Origin of the sequence: Vibrio hyugaensis, from assembly GCF_002906655.1 — a bacterium.
GTDB classification, from domain to species: Bacteria; Pseudomonadota; Gammaproteobacteria; order Enterobacterales; family Vibrionaceae; genus Vibrio; species Vibrio hyugaensis.
In genome coordinates this window covers 3332977-3352587 of the sequence record NZ_CP025794.1, presented here as the reverse complement: position 1 = coordinate 3352587, position 19611 = coordinate 3332977, and the positions used below count along the sequence as shown (strand labels likewise).

The following is a 19611-nucleotide window of genomic DNA, read 5'->3' as shown; positions in this document are numbered from 1 at the left end:
ATATATACAGGTATTTTATTATGCAAGACATTATCCAGAATTTAAAAAGCCAACATCTTGTTTGGCAAGCAAATTTAACCAAAGCTGATACACACCAGACTCTCCATAGCTCAGGTTTTCCCGAGTTAGATACCTTGCTTGGGGGCGGTTTTCCTCCTCATGGCGTCGTGGAAATGGAGTCCGTTGGCAGTATTGGTGAATTGCGTCTTTTAGCGCCTTATTTAAAAGCTTCTCTGGCAAGAGGAGTAACGGCATTCATTCAGCCTCCCGCATTGATGAATTCATTGTTCCTACACAGCATTGGGTTGGACATAAACCAAGTATGGGTTGTCACACCGGAACATCAACGCGATGCCTTATGGGCAGCAGAGCAATGCCTCAAAAGCGGCGTCTGCACCAATGTATTGTTATGGCAAGATGAGTTAGAAATCCATCAGGTTAAGCGTCTGCAAGTGGCGAGTGAGCAAGGCGCTTGCCCTCTGTTTATGCTCAAACCTAACATGACAAATCGCTTGTCTTTGCCTGTATCACTCAGCTTAAAACTTCACGGTCACGAGCAAGGTGTCAGCGTGGAAGTGCTTAAAAGAAAAGGCGGTTGGAGCAAAGGCAGCGTCGATATCAACTTCCAGCACCACTACCCGCAACTGGTGATGCCAAGCACAACTCGTATTCCATCCACGGTGGTCAATTTCCCATTGGCGAATCAAGGTTAGTGATATGGCTTTGTGGATATACTTGCACTTCCCTCGCCTACAGTTAGATGCACTCTTTGGTGATAACCAAGAGCAGCCCGTGGTGATTGTAGAAAGCCAACGTTGTCGGATCATTCAATACAACGAGATTGCCGAGCAACAAGGTATTAAGCCGGATATGGGCTTAGGCAGCGCTGCGTCATTATGCCGAGATTTACAAGTGCACCCTTATCATCCACAAACCGAATTAAATAAGTTACAAGAAATCGCTCAATGGCTGTATTTGATTACCTCTGATGTTGTCTTGATGCCAAGCCAAGGGATTCTACTACGTGCAACCCCTATGCTTAACTTATATGAAGGGCTGCAAAATTACTGGCAAAAAGTCACGACTCACCTAGCAACGCTCAAGCTGAGCTTTCAGTTCGGCTGCGGCTTTTCACCCTTATCAGCCAAATTGATGGCCTTATCTGGCAGTAATTGTTTGAGTGAAGATAAAGCCTTCATGCTACAAGCGTTACAACCTTTGCCACTGACATTGACCGATTTGTCGACCTCAACTGTCGATAAGCTACAGCGCGTTGGAGTTACAACACTCGAAAGTTTGCTTGAGTTGCCGTTGCAAGATATTGCACGCCGATTTGATATCGATTTAGTCAACTACGTTGGGCGGTTAACAGGCCAGTTCAAACATCCTGTTGATTTTTATCATCCAACGGAATCATTCCAAGTATATCTAGAATTGCTGTTTGAAATTGAAAACGTGCAATGGGTGGAAAGACCGTTAGCCAAGCTCCTTCAGCAGCTCGAAACCTTCCTCAAGCTGCGCGATAAAGTCGCGTTTGAGCTGTGCTTGACGCTCCACCAGCGAGATAAGCAAGAACAACATCTTCAATTGACTTCAGCGCAGGGCGATTACTTATGTCAGCGTTGGCAACAACTGGCCAGTTTGAATCTGGAATCACTGACCTTAAACGGCCCAGTGATGGGCTTAACGTTAAAAATCGTCCGTCAAGGAGAGCCTTTAAGCGCAACACGTGATCTCTTTGCTGGGCAAAAGGGCCAAATGAATGCATTAGAGTTGCTCTCTCTACTGCAAGCTAAATTGGGTAAAAGCGCAGTACTCAAACCGAATATCGCCTGCGACCCAAGACCAGAGAAAGCCAGTCAATATCGCCCAGCCGATGAGCCGGATGTGTCGATTAACGCCATCCCTGCGTTGTTACGCCCAGCGATGCAATTACCCGAACCTATCGCGCTACAAGAGCAAGTATCTCTCATTCATGGACCAGAGCGAATTGTCTCTGGATGGTGGGATGGCGATGAAATCATGCGTGATTACTACGTAGCACATACCAAGCAAGGGCGCTGGTTATGGGTCTTTCGCGATCAACACAAGCATTGGTTTCTTCATGGCTATTTTTGTTAAATCGGCAGTTATTTTTGTTAGGTCGTTATGAGTTACGCAGAACTATTTTGTCAGTCCAATTTTTCCTTTCTCACTGGGGCTTCTCATGCGGAAGAGTTAGTACTGCAAGCCGCTTTTTATCGTTATCAAGCTATTGCGATTACTGATGAATGCTCTGTTGCCGGTGTCGTCAAAGCGTACGCGACCATTAAACAGCACAAGCTTGATATTAAACAAATCGTCGGCAGCATGTTTTGGTTGAACGAGGAATGCCAAGTCGTGCTGCTTTGCCCTTGTCGAAAAGCCTACGCTGAGCTGTGCCGTATCATCACCAATTCAAGAAGACGCAGCGAGAAAGGCAGCTACCAACTTTCCGAATGGGATTTAATGTCGATTCGTCACTGTTTCGTGCTGTGGTTACCTGCACATCAGGAAAGTGATCACTACTGGGGACGTTGGCTTAATCAACACCATTCCGAACGATTATGGGTCGCGATTCAACGTCACCTCAGTGGAAGTGATGAAGCATACACAACTCATTGTGAGTTATTGGCTAATGAATTTCAGCTTCCTATTACCGCTTGTGGTGGTGTTTTGATGCATGCTGTCGAACGCCTACCTCTACAGCATGTGCTCACTGCCGTTAAGCATGGATGCAATGTCGATAAACTTGGTTTTGATCGCCTATCCAATGCAGAAAGAGCGTTGCGCCCAATGAATAAGCTACTCCGCATCTATAAACCAGAGTGGCTTGCAGAAAGCAAAACCATCGCAGATTTGTGCGAATTCGAGCTGTCTGACCTGAAATACGAATACCCAACCGAACTCATTCCAGATGGTTACACACCAGACTCTTACTTACGTTTTTTAGTTGATCGAGGTAAGCAACGACGCTTTCCCGAAGGGGCTCCAACAGACATCAATCAAACGATTGAGCGTGAACTCACACTCATTAAAGAGCTGGAGTACCATTATTATTTTCTAACCATTCACGACATTGTGATGTTCGCTAAGCAGCAAGGCATCCTCTATCAAGGACGTGGATCCGCGGCTAACTCCGTGGTGTGCTACTGCTTAGAAATCACCGCGGTTGACCCGAGGCAAATCTCTGTCTTGTTCGAGCGTTTTATTAGTAAAGAGCGAGACGAGCCGCCAGATATCGACGTGGATTTCGAGCACGAGCGTCGTGAAGAAGTGATTCAATACATCTACAAAAAATACGGGCGCGAACGTGCTGCTCTGGCAGCCACCGTGATCAGTTATCGCTTTAAAAGTGCGGTGCGTGAAGTAGGGAAAGCGTTGGGGATTGAAGAAACTCAACTCGACTTTTTCATTAAAAACGTCAATCGCCGCGATCGAAGCCAAGGCTGGCAAGCACAAATCATTGAGCTGGGATTACAACCGGATTCCTTGAAGGGACAGCAGTTTATCCAGTTAGTGAACGAGATCATTGGGTTTCCACGCCATTTATCTCAGCATGTTGGGGGCTTTGTTATTTCATCTGGTCCTTTGTATGAACTGGTGCCCGTCGAAAATGCTTCAATGATCGATCGAACCATTATTCAATGGGACAAAGACGATTTAGAAAGCTTAAAACTATTGAAAGTCGATGTACTCGCGCTAGGCATGTTGAATGCAATCCGTAAGTGCTTTCAACTGGTTGAAAAACACCACCAACGATCACTCTCTATTGCCGAGATCACGCGTTTGCAAGATGATCCGCATGTGTACCGAATGATCCAAAAAGCCGATACAGTGGGGGTATTCCAAATTGAGTCGCGCGCTCAAATGAGCATGCTGCCACGTTTAAAACCCGCGCGTTACTACGACTTAGTCGTACAGATTGCCATTGTTCGTCCGGGCCCAATCCAAGGAGATATGGTGCACCCGTTTTTAAAAAGACGAAATGGTGAAGAACCGATCAGCTACCCATCGGAAGAAGTGAAAAACGTACTAGAGCGCACCATGGGCGTACCGATTTTCCAAGAACAAGTGATCAAGTTGGCAATGGTAGCGGCTGGTTTTAGCGGCGGTGAAGCGGATCAATTGCGTAGAGCAATGGCAGCATGGAAGAAGAACGGCGATCTCGCTAAATTCAAACCGAAGCTTATCGATGGGATGCTTGAACGCGGCTACGATCTTGAGTTTGCCGAACGTATCTTTGATCAGATTTGTGGCTTTGGTGAGTATGGTTTTCCTGAGAGCCATTCCGCCTCTTTCGCGGTACTGGCTTATTGCTCTGCATGGCTAAAGTTCTACTATCCCGCTGAGTTCTATACTTCGCTACTGAATAGCCAACCCATGGGCTTTTATAGCCCTTCACAGTTGGTTCAGGATGCACGTCGACACGGAGTGGAAGTACTGCCTACTTGCGTGAACCACTCACACTACCAGCATCACTTGGTGAAACGTCCCAATGGACGCCTTGGTATCCAACTAGGCTTGCGGTTAGTCAAAAGCCTTAATGAAGAAAACGCTATCCGCTTGGTTGAACACCGCCCAACTCATGGTTATCGTTCTATCCAAGAGGTAAAACAAATTCTGAGAAGTCGTCGTGATATTGAGTTATTAGCTTCTGCGAATGCTTTTCAAATACTCTCAGGTAACCGATATAACGCACGTTGGTCAGCTATGGATTCGTTATCAGACTTGCCCTTATTTAATCAAATTGAAGAGCCTGAGGTGAGCTATCAACCTCAGCCTTCTGAGTACGAAAATCTCATTGAAGATTACGCCAGTACAGGGTTATCACTTAGCCGTCACCCAATTACCCTACTGGAGGAAGCTGGCAAACTACCACGCTTTACTCGTATGAAGCAGCTCGTAGAAAAAGAACACAAGTCCTTGGTGACGGTTGTCGGCGTCGTCACAGGCAGGCAATCCCCTGGCACTGCAGCTGGCGTCACCTTTTTCACGTTAGAAGACGACACTGGTAACATTAATGTGGTTGTATGGCGAGCAACAGCACGCGCGCAGAAACAAGCTTATCTCACCTCAAAGGTGTTAATGGTAAAAGGAATTTTAGAAAGAGAGGGAGAAGTCACGCACATCATTGCAGGTAGGCTCATTGATTGCACTCAACACCTTGCGGGACTGCAAAATAAATCGCGGGATTTTCATTAAAAAAATGAGAATAGAGACAGATTGACACAGGGTAAACTGAATAAAATAAAGGGAGGTCGACCCTCCCTTTTCAATTCCGCTGAAATTAGTCATCAGCTTCCGCTTCCGTACGTTTTTTCTTGTATTCCCTATACAGTAACAAGGATAAAGTCATAATAACTTTAGATGTTAGCCATATCATTAAAAGGAAGTACCCTATACTAATGAGTCGAGTTGACTCGTAGGTGAAAAGTAACGTGATATACCTGACATATTTCACTGTAAAAAATATGTCATTAAAGTATAGCAACTCATGAAGCAGACATCATCAAAACTTATGAATGAGTTTGTAACAAGATAATTATACCTTGGATAACCTAAACCACCTGACGCAAACGTTCTTGTGCGACTTCAACAAGAAGATCTGGTTGAAACTTAGATATAAAGCGGTCACAGCCCACCTTTTGCACCATGGCTTCATTAAAACTCCCACTTAAAGAAGTATTTAGCGTGATGAACAGTTTGGACATTCTCGGATCACTACGGACTTCATGCGTCAGTCGATAGCCATCCATTTCCGGCATTTCAGCATCAGTAATCATCATCAGTAACTCGTTCGCGACATCTTTACCTTCGTCACACCAACGTTTTAATACCGTCAATGCTTCAAGGCCATCTCGGCACTCAATAATATTCAAACCTAATTGAGACAAGGTATCACGTACTTGGTTACGAGCTGTTGAGGAGTCATCCACAATCAGCACATTACGACCAATCATAGCTTGAGCAAGTTCGTGGTCTAACACGCCTTCAGAAATCGTGACATCGTAATGGATGATTTCCGCTAACACCTTTTCTACATCGATGATTTCGACGATTTGAGAGCTATCCCCTTCTTTCACTTGGGTAATTGCCGTGAGGTAGTTAGAGCGGCCAGATGTGGAAGGTGGAGGCTGAATTTCGGTCCAAGCTGTATTGATGATGTTTCGTACAGGCCCAACAAGGAAGCCTTGAACTGAGCGGTTATATTCCGTGATGATCAGGTTTTCTTCTTCCGCTTCACCACGCAAAGGGGGAAAGCCAATTGAACCACGCAAATCAATCACAGGTACTGCTTCACCACGGAGAGAAGCGACACCACGAATATTGTAGTGTGAACCAGGTAGCTTGGTCAGTGGCGGCAGTTTGATCACCTCTTTCACTTTGAAAACGTTGATCGCAAATAACTGGCGACTATTTAATGTGAACAGCAAAAGCTCCAGTCGGTTCTCACCCACTAGATTCGTACGCTGATCCACTGTATTTAACACTCCGGACATACCACTACCTAACTCTGAATAACTATCCTTCACTCTTTAAAGAAAACCGTGCTGAAACAACAAAGTAAAACTTTTGTATGAGTGTTTTACATTACTTAGGGAAATTACATTAATGCTATTGATATAGCAATGAAGCAAAGCTCAGATTGGCGATCAAAAAAGGGTGAACTCTTAGAGCTCACCCTTTAAAACTACACCACAACAATGCGGGAAATTAGCCTTCAATTACCTTCATCAGTAACTGACCATCATACAAAGCTTGTTTGATAAGCGCGGCACCCGGCATGGTCGCTTGTTTGTAGAAACGAGATTCCACCAGCTCAAGATCTTGGTGGTAGACCGGTAAACTCTGCTCTTCAATGCAGCGGCGAACGGCAGGATAAAGCACCTCTTTCGCTTGGTTGATTACCCCACCAATCAAAATCTTCTCTGGGTTAAACAAGTTGATCACAATAGCAATTGCAGATCCCAAGTAACGACCAAGCTTCTCGATAACATCGACAGCCAAAGGATCGCCATTTGCCGCCGCCTCACAAATACTTTCGATGCTCATTTCTTCCTGATCAGCAAGAATCGAGGGTTCGCCATCAGCAATACGAGTCACCACTTCTTCACGAATAGCTTGTGAACTCGCAACGGTCTCTAAGCAGCCAATGTTACCACAGTGACAACGCTTACCATTCGGGTCAATTTGAATATGGCCAAGTTCACCAATGTTACCATGACGGCCTTGTAGGACACGCCCATCTAAGATGATACCGGCCCCCAAGCCGTGGTGAATCGAAATCAGAACCGAGTTATCGTTCTCTTGTGAGTGACCAAACAGCTTCTCAGCCAATGCCCACGCACGTGTATCGTTGGCAATAAACACTGGTAAACCTGTTGCTTTGTAGATCTCAGGCCCTAGAGCAAGGTTCTCAACATTGTAATGCGGCATTTGCAGCACAATACCCTGCTCTGAGTTCACCAGACCAGGCAACGTGATAGCAATACTAGTCACACGATCAAGTTGATCGGCGTAGGTTTGGAAGAATTCATCAATTTCATAGAGTAAGCGTTCAAGTACATCGTCTTGGTCGCGTTCATGGATATCGATTTTGGTATCGATAAGCACATCCCCACCAAGTTCATGCAAAGCAATGGTCAAATACCCTCGCCCTAAACGCATCGATAAGAATTGCCAGCCTTCATTATTGACTTGCAAACCTACCGCTGGACGGCCACGACTGGTCGCCTCTTGCACGGTAGTTTCATGAATCAGATGTGCTTCAATCAACTCTCGGGTGATCTTAGTGATACTCGCAGGTGCGAGCTCACTTTTCTTGGATAAATCGATTCGAGAAATTGGACCCTTCAGGTCAATTAGTTTGTATACACGACCAGCATTGACCTGTTTGATATGATCAATATGGCCCGGTTGAGCCATGTACATCTTGCACTCCGAAATTCTATAACGGGATAATTTTTTTACTTTGCGAAGTAATTGTGAAGTGAATTGATAAATCCCCGTGACAAGCATCACGTATAAACATGTTTGTTTGTGTATTCAATCAAATAACGAGAAATCTACTCCTGTTAAATTGTTTGAAAATTGACTTATTTTATTCATCAAATTAGGAAGCAAAGCCTGAGACTCAGCGTTTTTTCAGCACTTTGACCTAAATACGAACAATATGTACATAGTGTGCATATACTTAGCGAGAATAGAATTCCAGTTATCTCGTCCTACACCTGCATTCTTCGGAGAATCTATGACTTCTATATTGAGAAGAACAAAAATCGTCACAACGCTAGGCCCTTCAACCGACAAAGACAATGTCCTTGAAGAAATCATCAAAGCTGGCGCAAACGTCGTACGTATGAACTTTTCCCACGGTACGAGCGAAGACCATATTCAACGAGCCAATAAAGTCCGTGCGATTGCGGCTAAACTGGGTCGACAAGTTGCTATTCTCGGCGATTTACAAGGTCCTAAAATACGAGTCTCAACTTTCCAAGATGGTAAGATCATCCTCAGTGTCGGAGACAAGTTCACTTTAGATAGTGACTTACCTAAAGGCGAAGGCAACCAAGAATCGGTTGGCTTAGATTACAAAGAACTTCCACAGGACGTCTCAACCAACGACATCCTGTTACTCGATGATGGCCGAGTGCAGCTCCAAGTTACCAGCGTTGAAGGAAATAAAGTTCACACCCGAGTCACTGTTGGTGGTCCATTGTCCAACAACAAAGGCATCAACAAAAAAGGTGGCGGTCTTTCTGCGGATGCTCTAACAGAAAAAGATAAGGCCGACATCCTAACCGCAGCAGAAATCAAAGTGGATTACTTAGCCATCTCATTCCCTCGCAACGGGGAAGACATGAACTACGCACGTCGTTTAGCGCGTGACGCTGGCTTAGAAGCGAAGCTTGTCGCTAAAGTCGAGCGAGCAGAGACGGTAGCGAACAATGAATCAATTGATGACATCATCCTCGCTTCCGATGTGGTGATGGTGGCTCGTGGTGACTTAGGGGTAGAAATTGGCGATCCAGAGCTTATCGGCGTACAGAAAAAGCTGATCCGCCGTGCGCGTAGCTTAAACCGCATTGTTATCACTGCAACCCAAATGATGGAATCTATGATGGCCGCACCGATGCCAACTCGTGCAGAAGTGATGGACGTTGCCAACGCCGTGCTTGATGGTACAGACGCCGTGATGCTTTCAGGTGAAACAGCTGCGGGTTTATACCCAGTAGAAACCGTTAAATCCATGGCAGAAGTCTGTATGGGCGCAGAAAAAATGTCAGAAGCAAGCCTCTCGACTTACCGATTGGACCGCACGTTTGCGACCGCAGAAGAGACCATTGCAATGTCGACCATGTATGCTGCCAATCATATGGAAGGCGTAAAAGCGATGATTTCATTAACAGAATCAGGCCGCACAGCATTGATGATGTCACGTTTGAGTTCTGGTCTACCGATTTTCGCACTCTCTCGTAACGAGTCCACATTGAACCGTGCTGCACTATACCGTGGTGTAACACCAGTGTTCTTTGATTCTAAGGGTGGCGCTGGATTGACGACCGCTCATGCGGCAATTGTAACGCTTAAAGAACAAGGATTGCTCGATGAAGGGGATCTCGTGATCTTCACTCAAGGTGATGTCATGGATGTGGTTGGTTCAACGAACTGTATGCGAATCCTATCTGCGTAGCATTTGACTCGAATACATGACAAAGGCTCCAGCTCGGCTGTCTCTTATACACAAATCCCCAAGCTTGTAGCTTGGGGATTTTTTTTTTGAACTCTTTCACGTGTGTGTGATCTGATCACTTAGTAATCCTTACTGAAACACTAAGATGACACATTCAGACGCTAAGCTTTGGGCACAAGAACAATTTGGACAAGCACAACTTAAAGACCCTCGAAGAACACAACGCCTTATCAGTTTAGCGACTTCCATTGCTAATCAACCAGGAGTTTCCGTGGCTAAACTTCCTTTTTCTCCCGCTGATATGGAAGGTGCATATCGCTTTATCCGCAATGAAAACATTGATGCAAAAGACATCGCTGAAGCAGGTTTTCAATCAACTGTATCTCGAGCTAACGAGCATGAGGAGTTACTCGCGATTGAAGATACAACAACGCTTAGTTTCCCGCATCGAAGTATAAAAGAGGAGCTCGGGCACACGAATCAAGGTGACAGAACCCGAGCGCTCCACGTACATTCAACTCTACTTTTCGCTCCACAAAGTCAGACCATTGTTGGGCTTATAGAGCAACAACGATGGAGCCGAGATATTACTAAGCGTGGGCAAAAGCACCAACACGCGACTCGTCCTTATAAGGAGAAAGAGAGTTACAAATGGGAGCAAGCTTCTCGCCGTGTCGTTGAACGCCTAGGGGATAAAATGTTAGATGTTATCTCGGTCTGTGACCGAGAAGCTGACCTATTCGAATACTTGACTTATAAACGTCAACATCAGCAGCGCTTTGTCGTTCGCTCAATGCAAAGTCGCTGCCTAGAAGCTCATCATCAAAAGCTTTACGACTATGCGCAAGCGTTACCAAGCGTCGAGACAAAAGAGCTTACCATCCCCCAAAAAGGAGGGAGAAAAGCGAGAGATGTAAAGCTTGATGTTAAATATGGTCAGGTGACATTAAAGGCTCCGGCAAACAAAAAAGAGCACGCAGGCATACCTGTTTATTATGTTGGTTGCCTTGAGCAAGGGACATCAAAAGACAAGTTAGCATGGCACCTCTTGACGTCGGAGCCAATAAACAACGTTGAAGACGCTATGAGAATTATCGGTTATTACGAGCGCCGATGGCTGATTGAAGATTTCCATAAAGTCTGGAAAAGTGAAGGGACAGATGTGGAGTCACTCAGGCTACAAAGTAAAGATAACTTAGAGAGATTAAGTGTCATCTATGCCTTTGTTGCTACGCGTTTATTGGCGTTACGCTTCATTAAAGAAGTTGATGAGCTAACGAAAGAAAGTTGTGAAAAGGTATTGGGCAAAAAAGCTTGGAAGCTACTGTGGTTGAAACTAGAAAGTAAGACATTACCTAAAGAAGTGCCCGATATGAGCTGGGCGTACAAAAATCTCGCTAAATTAGGCGGTTGGAAAGATACCAAGAGGACGGGTAGAGCTTCAATAAAGGTGCTTTGGGAAGGATGGTTTAAACTACAAACCATCCTTGAAGGCTACGAACTCGCAATGTCTCTTGATCACTAGACTTGTGATCAAGAGACAGCCAAACGGAGCCTTTTCTTTTATCGAATTACGGATTCAAACCTAAGCGGTCTCTCGGCCATCTACGTTTAACTTATCATAGAGCTGAATCAGGTTAAAACCCGCTTGTAGTCCGAGTTGGTAGTCATGCTCTAGCGCTTCTGGGTCACTAAGTAGCGAAGAGGATTGGAGCTCTTCTTTAGGAGCCAACTGGAGGATAAAGGTATCATCCGGTGGTGCAGACAAGAAAGCTTGTGTCAGTTCGAACGTTTGATAGTGAATCATCAACATATCTGCCAGCCCGGAGTCGAAGTTCTCCCCGATCAAATGACTCAAACGATACAAATTGTCCGCCCCAAACAACCAACGTCCGCCATTCAGCAGTTTGTGGCCAGTTAACTTAGAGTCATGAGCGGCATTGATTTTTTGTTGAAGGAAGTCACTCCAATCATCTTTCCATTGAGTAACTTTTTGTTGCCAAGATTCTTGTACTGAATTAATAGATTCTCGATACCACTCAACGCCACCATCACCAATCTCACTTTGCGCTTTAGCTTCTGATTCAGAAAAAGGCTCGGTACGAATCACAATAATATTACGTGCATTTTGTCGCCATGCTTCTTGCACTGGGATAGACGCAGACACACCTCCATCCACAAACTGCTGACCATTAATGCTCACAGGGCTTTGGTACAATTTTGGTATGGCGCACGTCGCTACCATGGTATTAACCCAATTTTGGCTCAAAATCGGCAGGTATTGATCTGAGAGAGTGTCGGCGTTAGTGACCGCTGCGAAGGCGTTACGGGCTCCTAACACACTTTTCCCCATATCTAAGTCAAGTTTGTAAGGGTAATCCTGAATCCGCTCTAAGGCCCATTCTAGCCCCAAATACTGCTTTTTACGGATGTAGCGGAAGAGATTGAAGAATTCGTCAGATGTCGTGAGATCAGTAATGAAAGCTTTCCCCATTCCGTGTTGTCGGCAGAGATAAGCACAGAGGTTAAGCGCGCCGGCTGAAGTACCATAGAACTCATCAAACGGGTCGAAATTGGAAAGAAGAAATGCATCCAATACACCAGCGGTAAAAATCCCTCTCTGCCCTCCACCTTGTGCGACAAGGGCAGTTTTGCCATTTCTAAAGCGCTCGTAAACATCTACATCAAGCTCTGCATGGCTGTCGGTGATTATACCGCTGTTACGTATCATAGGCGTAATGCCAGTATGTTAGTTAAGCCGTAGTAATCGCAATTATGCCAAAAGACAGTAAAACTGCGAACACCGTGACGACAATGAGTAGGGCGGATTTTAGATCGTGTTCCATAGACACCTCCTTTAGTTGTAACAAATTAATAACACCAGTGTGAATTATGTTCAAGAATTGCCTAATTTAGTCGCACGATTTTGACTAAGGCATCACAATTAGCTTAGTCATAATAAGGAGATAGCAAATGAACTATAAAATTGGCTGGCTAGTTGGGAGTATCTTATTGAGCAGTTCTATGGCTGCTCAAGCAAACGTTATCGTTACTCCCTACGTCGGCTTTACAGGGGGCGGAAAAGTAGAGGATGAAAACGGCCGCACCTACGATTTAGACCCTTCCATCAATTATGCGATATCCGTAGAAACGCCTTTCGAGATGGGTCGTATCGGTTTTTTCTATTCAAACCAATCGTCAGAACTACAAGACATCAATAACTCCGCAGATATTCACTATCTCCAATTTCAAAGCAGTATTTACTACCCTCTTTCTCAAGGATGGCAAACCTACGTGGGATTGGGCATAGGCGCGTCATACGCCGACGTAGACTGGGTTAATGACAAATACGGGTTTTCTGGCAGTGCTTTCGCCGGTCTTGAATACGAATTCTCGAAAACCTTTGCGATGACAGCTCAGATCCGTTGGTTGGGCACTGTTGTCGATAACGACACATCAGGAGCCTGCGTCCTACCGACTGACGGTTCATCTTGTATTATCAAGTTTGAAACCGATTGGATGAACCAATTCCAGTCAAATATTGGTTTTACCTTCCGCTTCTAACACGTCGTTTTAACGTAATATCTTCTATAGGGTGTCATCAATACAGACAGACGCCCTATAAAACAAAAACAGTTTATTAGACCAAGATCACATTGATAAATTAGATATTTATTTCAAAAACAACCACTAATTACCGATCGGATGCCCTACAAAAACACCATTTAACAATATTTAAACCACATAAAATCCTGCCATTAACATTTAGAATCTATTGCGCTAAATAATGTAAAAAGTTAGTCTAACCACAGAAAGCAGAAGAATATTTCAGCTTTTACAAACACACATCAAAATACTAAGCATTTAATTCTATTTCTTTGCATGCATTACAAAGTAAAACACCAGAATTTTGTAACAATTCGGAATTAAGGACAAAAACTGATGGATAACAGTTGCCCTTTCTTCTGCTGGTTTTTTCATAATGCCTGAAAGAGCTTCATTCCTTAGGGAGTTGTACAGGAGTCAAATATGAAGCGAGAACAATGGGGATCCCGTGCGGGATTCATTTTAGCCGCAGTCGGTTCAGCCATCGGTTTGGGTAACATCTGGCGTTTCCCTTATATGGCTTATGAGAATGGTGGCGGTGCCTTTTTTATTCCTTACCTTTTCGCCATGATCACAGCAGGTATTCCATTCATGATCCTAGAGTTCAGTATGGGTCAAAAGTACCGTGGTTCTGCGCCAAAAACACTCGCGAAGATCCACTCTAAGTTTGAGTGGTTAGGTTGGTTTCAGGTGGGTGTTGCTGCAGTTATCGCAGTCTATTACGTTGCCGTTATTGGTTGGGCGATTTCTTATTTTGGTATGTCGTTTACTCAAAGTTGGGGCTCAGATACGAATGCATTCTTCTTTAGTGAATACCTAAAGATTGGTGATAATTCACCAACGGATTTAGGCAGTATTCAATGGAAGATCGCAGCATCTATGTTGATTGCTTGGGCGATTACCTACACAGCCATTGTGAGCGGTGTTAAATCGGGTATTGAACGCGCTTCTAAGATCATGATGCCTATTTTGTTTGTAATGGTGATCTTCTTGATTGGCCGCATGATTTTCCTACCTGGTGCGCTAGATGGTGTGAACTACATGTTCGAGCCTGATTTCAGCAAAATTTGGGATGTGAAGGTATGGGCTGCGGCTTATGGTCAAATCTTCTTCACGTTGAGCATTGGCTTTGCGATCATGCTGGCGTACTCAAGCTACCTACCAGAGAAATCGGACATCACCAATAACGCCTTTATGACGGTATTGATCAACTGTGGCTTCTCAATTCTATCGGGTATCATGATTTTCTCGGTGTTGGGGTATATGGCGCAAGAGCAAGGCAAACCACTCACTGAAGTTGTATCAGCAGGTGTTGGATTGGCATTTGTGACATTACCTGCGGCAATTAACTTATTACCAGCACCATACATTCTTGGCCCGCTGTTCTTCTTTGCTTTGGTTGTTGCTGGTTTAAGCTCGCACATTTCGATCATGGAGGCAGTCACTTCAGCGGTTATCGACAAGCTAAAATGGAGTCGTAAAAAAGCCGCAAACATCGTGATTGGTACGGGATTTGTTGTTTCGATGGCATTCGCGACCAACGGCGGACTGCTTCTACTCGACCTTGTCGACCACTTCGCAAACAACGTTGGTATTATGGTTGGCGGCCTTGTAGAAATCGTTCTGATGGCTTGGTTATTGAAACAAGTACCAGAAGTTCGCAATTACGTTAATGAACGTTCTGACTTCTCTATCGGTCAATGGTTTGAAATCTGTCTACGTTTCGTGACGCCTATCATGCTAGCGATTATCTTGGCAACAAAACTGTACGCGCTTCTAACAGAAGGCTACGGTGGCTACGACCTAACGCTAGGTTGGGCAATGATTGCTGCGCTGTTCGTGTTTGGTGTATTAATTAACGTAATGAGCAAGGAGAAAGCGTAATGACGACAAGTGCAATCATCATGATGATTATCGGTCTGGGTATTACTTGGGGCGGAGCCGCAATTTGCATCAAACGTGCAATGAACAAACAATAATCATAATTAGAAGTTAAAAAATAAAGTGCCGGCGACAAAGCCGGCATTTTTGTGTCTGTTAGAAATTATACTTGATACCAAGTGCCCCACCGATTTGTAGGTCAGGTCCTTTATAAAGCTCAAGTTCTGGGTGAATTTGAGCGTAGAGGTCCCAGCCTTTAGATAAGTCCCAGTTCAAACCCAATGGAACACGGACACCAAATTCGTCATCCCACTCATACCAACCACCAATACCGACGTACCAGGTCAGTGGCATGCTTTGATCGAACGTCCCGCGCTTCGCAATGTAGTCAAACGCCATCCCATCATTACCAATGATACCGCGATACTTATCTTCAATTTCAATCACGACACTCAACTGCTGATCAACAGCCATACCCACAGAAAAATTCTTTGGTCCATCCGCAGCCATTACGGCGCTTGGCAATGCAGCTGCTGCCAACAAAATTAGTTTTTTCATCAACATCTCCCCCCTCTAAAAAACAGCGTGCATAATTCAAACATAACACCATTTTATTTTGTCAGTAACGAGTAAGGATGACGTATGAATAAAGCTACAAACGTAAGGCTGAGAAGAAGATCACGCACTGTAACTAAGGAAGTGACTAAGAGAGAAAACAGTGACAATAGAAAAGAAAAAGGTAGACCAAAATTTACAGATCGAAAAAGGAGGCCGAAGCCTCCTTTTTTATGAATGACTGAGATTAGCCGTGGTTACGAATCCACTCATCCATTTCTGTTTTCAGGTTGTCAGACTTAGTACCGAAGATAGCCTGTACACCACCTGCAACAACTACAACACCAGCAGCGCCAAGTTGTTTTAGCTTGTCTTGGTCAACTGCTGCTGTATCAGCAACTGCTACACGTAGACGAGTGATACATGCGTCTAGACCTGTGATGTTAGCTTTACCGCCGAATGCAGCAACAAGCTCACCAGCCATGTCTGAACCAGTCGCAACCGCAGCAGTTTCTGTTTCATCTTCACGACCAGGAGTTTTTAGGTCAAGAGCAGTGATTACTGTGCGGAATACTACGTAGTAGATGACTGCGTAAACTAGACCAACAGCAACCATCAGACCCATCTTCTGAGCGTGGCCAGATAGAACTAGGAAGTCGATCAGACCGTGTGAGAATGATGTACCGTGTACGAAGCCTAGAGTATTAGCAACAACGTATGCAGAACCAGCTAGTAGAGCGTGGATACCGTATAGTAGTGGAGCAACGAATAGGAATGAGAATTCGATTGGCTCAGTAATACCTGTTAGGAATGAAGTCAACGCAGCAGATGCCATGATACCCATTACTTTCGCGCGGTTTTCTGGTTTAGCACAGTGAGCAATTGCGATTGCTGCAGCTGGTAGACCAAACATCTTGAACATGTAACCACCCGCTAGCTGACCGAAGCCATTACCAGCAGCACGAGATGCTTCATCAGCAACTAGGTAACAAGTTAGTACGCCGTTTTGAGTTTCGCCCGCAGCGTTCACACAAGTACCAGCTTCGAAGAAGAATGGTACGTTCCATACGTGGTGTAGACCGAATGGAATTAGAGAACGTTCAACAACACCGTAAATACCGAATGCTAGTTGTGGGTTCTGATGTGCAGCCCAGTCAGAGAATGCAGAGATTGCACCGCCGATTGGTGGCCATACGAAAGAAAGTACTACCGCAAGGAAAATCGCAGCAAAACCAGTGATGATTGGCACTGCACGCTTACCAGCGAAGAAACCAAGGTACTCTGGAAGTTGAATTTTGAAGAAACGGTTGAATGCCCAAGCAGCAACACCACCGACAAGGATACCACCTAGTACGCCTGTATCGATTTTTTCAACGCCCATGATGCCAGCCATAACGCCAAGCGTTGCTGTCATGATGCCGTAACCAACAATAGCAGCAAGACCTGCTACACCGTCGTTGTTTGTGAAGCCAAGTGCTACACCAACAGCAAATAGAAGTGCCATTTGGCCGAATACTGAACCACCAGCTTGTTCCATAAGATTCGAAACGATCTCTGGAATGAAGCTAAGGTGGGCAGCACCAACACCTAGTAGAATACCTGCGACTGGCAAAACTGATACTGGTAGCATCAGAGCTTTACCAACTTTTTGCAGGTTTGCAAAAAGGTTCTTAAACATGTTTATGCTCCTGATAAATTATAAGTATTATTTGGGCACTAACGGCACACCCCCGTAGCCTCAATGTTAGCACCCAATGAAAATGTAACCACACGTTGCATTATATTTTCCGGCTCTAAATATATATTGATGGCCCTCAAACTTTCCACACAGTTACGAAATTTAGTTTCAAAACAAGTCTCAGATCACACCGAAAAAGCGCTAATGAAAAGGTTTGCATTAAACTTATATCACTGTTTTATAAAGACTTTATTATCAACAGAATTAATTTTAAGGCGTAAATAAAATAAAGACTGATGTTATTTTTAGTAACAAAATTACATTTGAGGGATTTGAATGCGGTTAAATCAACAAATTTAGTAAACATTAAACTAAATGATCTTTTTGGCGTATTTCTAAACAAAAAAGGGGCTATTGCCCCTTTTTTACTACGCTTATTGATTTTTCATCGCAAAAAAAGATTTCGGAAGTTTTCGGTGGTTTTTTGCCCTACCTCTGCTAGCGAGCATCCTTTTAGCTGTGCAATATAGGCTGCAACTTCGACTACGTAAGCGGGTTGGTTCTCTTTTCCACGATGTGGCACGGGAGCTAAATACGGTGAGTCCGTCTCAATAAGTAGCTTTTCTAGCGGTAATGCTTTCACTACTTCCTTCAGTTCTGTCGCTTGACGGAAAGTCACAATACCCGAAATTGAGATGTAGAACCCCAAATCCAACGCAGCTTCTGCAAATGGCAGATCTTCCGTAAAACAATGAATCACACCACCACATTTATCCGCTCCACCTTTACGTAGAATTTCTAATGTATCTTCACGAGCGTTACGAGTATGAATGATGAGTGGTTTACTCAGTGCTACCGCTAATTCAACTTGCTGCTCAAAACGCTCTTTTTGCAGTCCCGCTGTCTCTGGTTTGTAATGATAATCTAACCCCGTTTCACCAATTGCCACGACTTTCTCGTGAGAAGCATGACGATGCAGCGTCTCTAGTGAAAATGCACTTTCCACATCAAGTGGGTGCACACCACAAGACGCGTATACATTATCGTAAGGCGTGATCAACTCTAACATCTTAGGGAAAGAGTCCAACGTCACACCGACCGATAGAAGTTCGGTTACGTTAGCTTGTTTTGCTTTGTTAATAACGTCTTCAACATTGATATGAAGATCGTCGTAATTCAACTTGTCTAAATGACAATGCGAATCTACGAACATAATGCCTCTCGTGATTCAATTAACCAGTTCATTGATAGTAGTTCAAGGTTCAAACCCGGAAAATTCTGGACCTGTGCTTTAAGCTCAAGGAGCTTTTTCGTTGATAGGTACAACCCATCATAATTATTTGTTGGGAACTTCGTCGAGCCAGGCAGTTGATCCGCCTCGACAACGCCAAACTGAGCCTTCTGCGCATCTGTTAATAAATACCATGCCCAGCCCAACGCTTTATCAGGGTTCTTCGCAATCATAGTCGCGCACTGAAAAACATCCGATACCGGCGAAGATAGCGTGTCGATAAAACAGCGTTCAAACGTTTGATATTCATCTAACTCGCCACTTTTCACAGCTTCTAGGGTTTTTATTGGAGACCCCATATTCAACTTTAGCGCATAAGCAGGCACATTTGACTCGCCTTGCTCTTTAATCCAGTTCATTGCCTGTTCAGTCGAAGGAGATGCCACCACCCACTGCTGACAACGACTTTGAATCGTTGGCAGTAATCGCTCTTGATTGTGCGTGACAAGTAAGAACAAGCATTTGTGTCCTGGTTCTTCGAGTGTTTTTAACAACGCATTAGATGCAGACTCATTCATTGCATCCGCAGGCTCGATAATAAACACACGATAACCATTCAATTGAGAAGACTCATGAGCAAGACGATTACAGGCTCGAATCTGATCAACCGTAATCGCTTTGCCTTCTTTCTCTGGCCTTATCCAGTGTAAATCGGGATGGCTTTGAGACTTCACCAACTGACAGCTATGGCAAAAACCACAAGCTTCGCTGGCGTAGTTTTGGCACAACAAAGCATGGCTGAAAACTTCCACGAGCTTATCCACGGCCAAACCTTTCTCACTTTGCAGCATCAAAGCGCCGGGAACCCGTTCGGAATCTAGGCTCGTTTTTAGGTTATCCCAAACTGGCTGTAACCATGGAAAATCATTCAACATGAATCACCTC

Annotated in this window: 16 protein-coding genes; 8 read left to right on the top strand and 8 right to left on the bottom strand. The window is 44.5% G+C overall.

Annotated features, from left to right (window positions below):
- Positions 1–20: 20 nt before the first annotated feature.
- Genes imuA through C1S74_RS16440 form a run of 3 tightly spaced genes read left to right on the top strand, consistent with a single transcriptional unit; the run spans position 21 to position 5223 of the window.
- On the top strand, positions 21–713 hold the full coding sequence (gene imuA / locus C1S74_RS16450; protein WP_038869483.1) for a translesion DNA synthesis-associated protein ImuA: 693 nt from the start codon (positions 21–23) through the stop codon (positions 711–713).
- A 4-nt stretch (positions 714–717) separates the two neighbouring features.
- Complete coding sequence (locus C1S74_RS16445; protein WP_045395647.1) at positions 718–2121, top strand: Y-family DNA polymerase; 1404 nt, start codon at positions 718–720, stop codon at positions 2119–2121.
- Positions 2122–2148: 27 nt separating this feature from the next.
- Complete coding sequence (locus C1S74_RS16440) at positions 2149–5223, top strand: error-prone DNA polymerase (RefSeq protein ID WP_045395644.1); 3075 nt, start codon at positions 2149–2151, stop codon at positions 5221–5223.
- Positions 5224–5579: 356 nt separating this feature from the next.
- Here C1S74_RS16440 and C1S74_RS16435 read toward each other — a convergent pair whose 3' ends face one another.
- Positions 5580–6521, bottom strand: coding sequence for a chemotaxis protein CheV (locus C1S74_RS16435; protein ID WP_038869478.1), 942 nt, complete (start codon positions 6519–6521; stop codon positions 5580–5582).
- 214 nt (positions 6522–6735) lie between these two features.
- Positions 6736–7953, bottom strand: coding sequence for a sugar metabolism global transcriptional regulator Mlc (gene mlc / locus C1S74_RS16430; RefSeq protein ID WP_038869476.1), 1218 nt, complete (start codon positions 7951–7953; stop codon positions 6736–6738).
- A 319-nt stretch (positions 7954–8272) separates the two neighbouring features.
- On the opposite strand from mlc, the gene pyk reads away from it, so the two are divergent.
- Both pyk and C1S74_RS16420 read left to right on the top strand, forming a co-directional pair.
- The gene (gene pyk, locus C1S74_RS16425) at positions 8273–9715 is read left to right on the top strand and encodes a pyruvate kinase (protein ID WP_038881636.1); all 1443 of its coding nucleotides are present in this window, start codon (positions 8273–8275) and stop codon (positions 9713–9715) included.
- Between the two features lie 145 nt (positions 9716–9860).
- The gene (locus C1S74_RS16420) at positions 9861–11240 is read left to right on the top strand and encodes an IS4 family transposase (RefSeq protein WP_103415304.1); all 1380 of its coding nucleotides are present in this window, start codon (positions 9861–9863) and stop codon (positions 11238–11240) included.
- Positions 11241–11300: 60 nt separating this feature from the next.
- Here the strand turns inward: C1S74_RS16420 and C1S74_RS16415 are convergent, their stop codons facing one another.
- Both C1S74_RS16415 and cydH read right to left on the bottom strand, forming a co-directional pair.
- Entirely contained in the window at positions 11301–12446 is a 1146-nt protein-coding gene (locus tag C1S74_RS16415) for a patatin-like phospholipase family protein (RefSeq protein WP_038881635.1), read from the bottom strand.
- Positions 12447–12468: 22 nt separating this feature from the next.
- Entirely contained in the window at positions 12469–12561 is a 93-nt protein-coding gene (gene cydH, locus C1S74_RS16410; RefSeq protein ID WP_005444835.1) for a cytochrome bd-I oxidase subunit CydH, read from the bottom strand.
- A 127-nt stretch (positions 12562–12688) separates the two neighbouring features.
- Here cydH and C1S74_RS16405 point away from each other — a divergent pair, with 127 nt between their 5' ends.
- The 3 genes from C1S74_RS16405 to C1S74_RS16395 all read left to right on the top strand — a co-directional run bounded on the left by C1S74_RS16405 (position 12689) and on the right by C1S74_RS16395 (position 15300).
- Positions 12689–13279, top strand: a complete 591-nt coding sequence (locus tag C1S74_RS16405) for an outer membrane beta-barrel protein (protein ID WP_045396120.1) — start codon at positions 12689–12691, stop codon at positions 13277–13279.
- Positions 13280–13744: 465 nt separating this feature from the next.
- Positions 13745–15205, top strand: coding sequence for a sodium-dependent transporter (locus C1S74_RS16400; protein ID WP_045396119.1), 1461 nt, complete (start codon positions 13745–13747; stop codon positions 15203–15205).
- Positions 15205–15300 carry a MetS family NSS transporter small subunit gene (locus tag C1S74_RS16395; RefSeq protein ID WP_095760653.1) on the top strand — a complete coding sequence of 32 codons (96 nt, stop codon included), beginning with the start codon at positions 15205–15207 and terminating at the stop codon, positions 15298–15300. Before C1S74_RS16400 ends, C1S74_RS16395 begins: the two co-directional genes overlap by 1 nt.
- A 58-nt stretch (positions 15301–15358) precedes the next feature.
- Here the strand turns inward: C1S74_RS16395 and C1S74_RS16390 are convergent, their stop codons facing one another.
- From C1S74_RS16390 to C1S74_RS16375, 4 genes are all read right to left on the bottom strand, one after another.
- Complete coding sequence (locus tag C1S74_RS16390) at positions 15359–15760, bottom strand: hypothetical protein (protein ID WP_038869518.1); 402 nt, start codon at positions 15758–15760, stop codon at positions 15359–15361.
- Between the two features lie 244 nt (positions 15761–16004).
- On the bottom strand, positions 16005–17435 hold the full coding sequence (ptsG, locus tag C1S74_RS16385; protein ID WP_038869464.1) for a PTS glucose transporter subunit IIBC: 1431 nt from the start codon (positions 17433–17435) through the stop codon (positions 16005–16007).
- 445 nt (positions 17436–17880) lie between these two features.
- Positions 17881–18648: a TatD family hydrolase gene (locus C1S74_RS16380; protein ID WP_045396117.1), complete on the bottom strand. Its 768-nt coding sequence runs from the start codon at positions 18646–18648 to the stop codon at positions 17881–17883.
- Complete coding sequence (locus tag C1S74_RS16375) at positions 18639–19601, bottom strand: DNA polymerase III subunit delta' (RefSeq protein WP_045396116.1); 963 nt, start codon at positions 19599–19601, stop codon at positions 18639–18641. The genes C1S74_RS16380 and C1S74_RS16375 overlap by 10 nt, the downstream gene beginning before the upstream one ends.
- Between the last annotated feature and the right edge of the window lie 10 nt (positions 19602–19611).

Coding starts and splice junctions, on each gene's coding strand:
- C1S74_RS16420 (WP_103415304.1), top strand. CDS start 9,861: ATGACACATTCAGACGCTAAGCTTTGGGCACAAGAACAATTTGGACAA.
- C1S74_RS16380 (WP_045396117.1), bottom strand. CDS start 18,648: ATGTTCGTAGATTCGCATTGTCATTTAGACAAGTTGAATTACGACGAT.
- ptsG (WP_038869464.1), bottom strand. CDS start 17,435: ATGTTTAAGAACCTTTTTGCAAACCTGCAAAAAGTTGGTAAAGCTCTG.
- C1S74_RS16395 (WP_095760653.1), top strand. CDS start 15,205: ATGACGACAAGTGCAATCATCATGATGATTATCGGTCTGGGTATTACT.
- C1S74_RS16400 (WP_045396119.1), top strand. CDS start 13,745: ATGAAGCGAGAACAATGGGGATCCCGTGCGGGATTCATTTTAGCCGCA.
- pyk (WP_038881636.1), top strand. CDS start 8,273: ATGACTTCTATATTGAGAAGAACAAAAATCGTCACAACGCTAGGCCCT.
- C1S74_RS16440 (WP_045395644.1), top strand. CDS start 2,149: ATGAGTTACGCAGAACTATTTTGTCAGTCCAATTTTTCCTTTCTCACT.
- mlc (WP_038869476.1), bottom strand. CDS start 7,953: ATGTACATGGCTCAACCGGGCCATATTGATCATATCAAACAGGTCAAT.
- cydH (WP_005444835.1), bottom strand. CDS start 12,561: ATGGAACACGATCTAAAATCCGCCCTACTCATTGTCGTCACGGTGTTC.
- C1S74_RS16375 (WP_045396116.1), bottom strand. CDS start 19,601: ATGTTGAATGATTTTCCATGGTTACAGCCAGTTTGGGATAACCTAAAA.
- C1S74_RS16405 (WP_045396120.1), top strand. CDS start 12,689: ATGAACTATAAAATTGGCTGGCTAGTTGGGAGTATCTTATTGAGCAGT.
- C1S74_RS16415 (WP_038881635.1), bottom strand. CDS start 12,446: ATGATACGTAACAGCGGTATAATCACCGACAGCCATGCAGAGCTTGAT.
- C1S74_RS16390 (WP_038869518.1), bottom strand. CDS start 15,760: ATGAAAAAACTAATTTTGTTGGCAGCAGCTGCATTGCCAAGCGCCGTA.
- imuA (WP_038869483.1), top strand. CDS start 21: ATGCAAGACATTATCCAGAATTTAAAAAGCCAACATCTTGTTTGGCAA.
- C1S74_RS16435 (WP_038869478.1), bottom strand. CDS start 6,521: ATGTCCGGAGTGTTAAATACAGTGGATCAGCGTACGAATCTAGTGGGT.
- C1S74_RS16445 (WP_045395647.1), top strand. CDS start 718: ATGGCTTTGTGGATATACTTGCACTTCCCTCGCCTACAGTTAGATGCA.